At 27.5% G+C, this 3,711-nt stretch carries 4 protein-coding genes; 3 read left to right on the forward strand and 1 reads right to left on the reverse strand.

Annotation, left to right across the window (positions count from 1 at the left end; all coding sequences use genetic code 11):
* Window positions 1-428 precede the first annotated feature (428 nt).
* The 3 genes from A9758_RS02330 (at window position 429) to A9758_RS07715 (ending at window position 3,300) form a co-directional block, all read left to right on the forward strand.
* Window positions 429-1,427 (forward strand): AraC family transcriptional regulator, encoded by a 999-nt coding sequence (locus A9758_RS02330; protein ID WP_048059671.1) that lies wholly within the window; start codon window positions 429-431, stop codon window positions 1,425-1,427.
* Window positions 1,428-1,597: 170 nt separating this feature from the next.
* Window positions 1,598-3,184 carry a sodium:solute symporter gene (locus tag A9758_RS02335; RefSeq protein ID WP_011405765.1) on the forward strand — a complete coding sequence of 529 codons (1,587 nt, stop codon included), beginning with the start codon at window positions 1,598-1,600 and terminating at the stop codon, window positions 3,182-3,184.
* 2 nt (window positions 3,185-3,186) lie between these two features.
* Window positions 3,187-3,300: a symporter small accessory protein gene (locus A9758_RS07715; protein WP_329995171.1), complete on the forward strand. Its 114-nt coding sequence runs from the start codon at window positions 3,187-3,189 to the stop codon at window positions 3,298-3,300.
* A 169-nt stretch (window positions 3,301-3,469) separates the two neighbouring features.
* Here A9758_RS07715 and A9758_RS02340 read toward each other — a convergent pair whose 3' ends face one another.
* Window positions 3,470-3,649: a DUF362 domain-containing protein gene (locus A9758_RS02340; RefSeq protein ID WP_011405764.1), complete on the reverse strand. Its 180-nt coding sequence runs from the start codon at window positions 3,647-3,649 to the stop codon at window positions 3,470-3,472.
* Window positions 3,650-3,711 lie beyond the last annotated feature (62 nt).

Genomic DNA, 3,711 nt, shown 5'->3' on the forward strand with positions numbered 1-3,711 from the left:
AAAAAGAATTAGTTAAAATTAAAATGTTATAAACATGTTTCATCTAAATAAAATAAATAGTTATTTCATTAAAATTAAAGAAGACGTTTATATTAAATAAATATAAAGTAATGATTGCAATAATTATCCTAACAACAAAAAATAGAAACTCTATTCTCAAACCTAAAAACATTCTTCCTAAGTTTCTATTTTTATAAAAGGGAAATACGTTGAGATAAAAAAATAAAACTATCATTATCCTTCTCTTTTTTTTATATTTTTTATGGAAAAAAATATAACCCTACATACTTTTTTTTAATTGAATTTATCAATATTTTAAATTATAGAAATATTACTAATTTTTGAAAATTTAATAAAAAAATCAATATTTTTAATAATACAAAATACATAATATTATAATATAAAAAAAATTAAGATGAGAGATTATAATGAGTACAGATAAAAGCCTAGTAAAAGGCATTTCCATAAGTGAAAATTATATACCTTATACAACAATAACAAGAACAGACAATTCAGTGAAGATCTCTTTGAAAAAGCAAAACATAATCTCCTTAGATTTTAAATGTTATACTGTGTTACCTGGATTATATCTTGCTGAAAATGATGTTAGAATTATTGAAAGATATACACAGGATGACATCATATTTAGATTTAGTAGAGAGGAAGAATTCTTATTAATAAACTATTTAGTTGAAGGACAGTGCCAAATACCTGCAGATAATGATAAATTTATGTTTATGAAAGAAGGAGACACACACATCTACCTAAATAGAGATAAAAGAACCATATTTAATCATATAACAGATTCTAAACTTATACATATAATAATTAATAAAAAAGAATTCCTAAAATATAATAAAGATAATTATATGTCTGAGTATAGTAGGATAATTAAAACAATATATGACTTTATATATCATACAAACAACATCACCTTTGAAAGTAGTGAAGATATAAAAGAAGTACTACAACAAATTATCCACTTCAAAGATAACAACAAACTACCAAAACATATGTATGTTCAATTAAAGACCTTAGAATTAATTGGATTAACATACATTTCAAAAATAGAAAAAAATAGAATTGAATCACCAACATACTCTGATGCACAAATAAGAGTTGTTAGAAAGATTAAAAATGCTCTCTCCCGTGATATTGCAAGTTATGTATCACTTGATGTGTTGTCTGTAACATATGGAATTAACCTAACAACACTAAAAAATTGTTTTAGAGATATGTATGGTAAACCATTATATACATGGTATAGGGAATATAAATTCCACAGAGCAAAAGAATTAATTAAAAACACAGATTATCCAATAGCTAAAATTGCAAACATGGTAGGATATAAAAGTAGTAGTAAGTTTTCAAAAGCTTTTAAAAAAGAGATGGGAGCTCTACCTTCAAGTTATAGGAAAAATAAGTAAGTATTTTTCCAATACTTTTTTTTATGTAAATTATTTTAAATAAAATCATTATAATCTATTTATTTTAAATTAATCACTGAGTAAAAGAATAATAATTCATTATTTTAAAAAGAAATAATAGCAATTAAATATAAATATATTATTATAAAATTAAAATAAAAGGAGATATAATGGATTATTTATTAGCAATACTTATCATAGTATATGTTGCTTTAATGATTCTGGTAGGATATATCGCATGGAAACATACAAGTAATAGTGAAGATTATCTTGTTGCTGGACGTCAATCTAATTCTTATATTATGGCCTTAAGTTATGGTGCTACATTCATTAGTACTGCAGCTATTGTTGGTTTTGGTGGACTTGCTGGAACTAATGGTCTAGGTATATTATGGTTAGTATTTTTAAATATAGCAGTAGGTATATTTATTGCATTTGTAATATTTGGTAAACCTACTCGTAAAATGGGACAGTACTTAAATGCTTTAACTTTTCCAGAATTTCTTTCCAAGAGATTTAACAGTAAATTTATCCAATATTTTAGTGGTCTTCTAATATTTCTAACAATGCCAATCTATGCAGCCAGTGTGTTAATTGGAGCTGCTAGATTTGTAGAAACTACTATTAATATTGATTTTAACTTAGCTATCCTTATATTAGCAATTATCATTGGATTCTATGTAATCTTTGGTGGAATAAAAGGAGTAATGTATACAGATGCCTTACAAGGTACAATAATGTTTTTAGGAATGCTTATATTACTTATAAGTATTTATTCAATGCTTGGAGGAGTTACCCATGCACATGAATTATTAAGTAGTATGGCACCACTTTTCCCAGAAAGTGCAAAAGTAACTGGTGCAACTGGTTGGACGACTTTTCCTACAACAGGAAGCCCATTCTGGTGGAACTTAGTTTCATCAATAATATTAGGTGTGGGTATTGGAGCTATAGCTCAACCTCAACTTGCTGTTCGTTTCATGACAGTTAAAAGTAATAAGGAATTAAACAGGGCAGTTCTTGTAGGTGGAATATTCATATTTGTAACAACATTCACTGCATATGTTGTAGGTGCTCTTTCAAATGTTTACTTCTATCAAACAACAGGACAAATTGCAATTCAAGCTGCTGGTGGAAATGTAGATAAGATTATTCCAACATTTATTAACAGTGCAATGCCTAAATGGTTTACATACATATTCTTGTTAACCCTACTTTCTGCAGCTATGAGTACAATAAGTACACAATTCCATGTTCAAGGTTCATCCATTGCTCATGATGTGTATTGTGCAATTAAAAATAGAAGTAGTCTTAGAATTACGCGTATAGGAATATTAATTGCCATTATTATTGCTGTTGTACTAGCATATATTTTACCGGGAAATATTGTTGCTACTGGTACTAGTATTTTCTTTGGAATCTGTGCTGTTGCATTTTTACCAGTGTATTTATGTGCTCTTTTCTGGAAACGTACAACCAAACTTGGAGCTATTGCAGGTATTGTTAGTGGAACTGTAAGTAGTTTATTCTGCCTACTATTCACTTATAAAAAGGTTGCAGCAGGTCTTGGTATTTGTAAATTCCTAACAGGAAAAGCAGTATTATTTAGTGGTATGCCATGGCCTTACGTGGATCCTATGGTTATTGCCCTACCAATAGCATTTATATTCACAATAGGAGTATCTCTTCTTACTAAAAATAGTAAAGAGGAAGAAATTGCTATTGAGAAAATGTTTAAGGCTGAGGAAGGTGCTTAAGAATGATTACTATTTTAGGTCTTTCAGATGCTTCAATACTTGGGGCTTATCTTTCATGTATAATTATCACACTTATTTGTGTTATTTATGGAGCACTAAACTGGAATAAAGAATAAGTATATGAAGATTTCCCTTTTTTTATTTTTTTTATTTATATGAATATATTTTTGAAAAATAGTTTTTTTAGAATGAGTTTAGTTTGTTTATAGAAATAATTAGTTATAATTGTTTGTTTATAAAAATAGTAGTTTTTTTTAAAAAAGAAAAGAATTGAGAAAATAGCATCTAAGCTACTTCTTCAATTGCTTGTGTAGGACATGCTTCAGCACAAACTCCGCATCCTACACATTTTTCTTCATCTATTACATATGGGTTTCCTTCAGCTATTGCATCGATAGGACATGCGTTAACGCATAAACCACATGCTACACAATTATCATTAATTTTATATGGATTACCTGCCATATTTATCACCTTTTTATTAAATTATATATTAGTCATCTAATTAAAATAAACTAACAAAAATA

Source organism: Methanosphaera sp. A6 (assembly GCF_001729395.1).
Classification (GTDB): domain Archaea; phylum Methanobacteriota; class Methanobacteria; order Methanobacteriales; family Methanobacteriaceae; genus Methanosphaera; species Methanosphaera stadtmanae.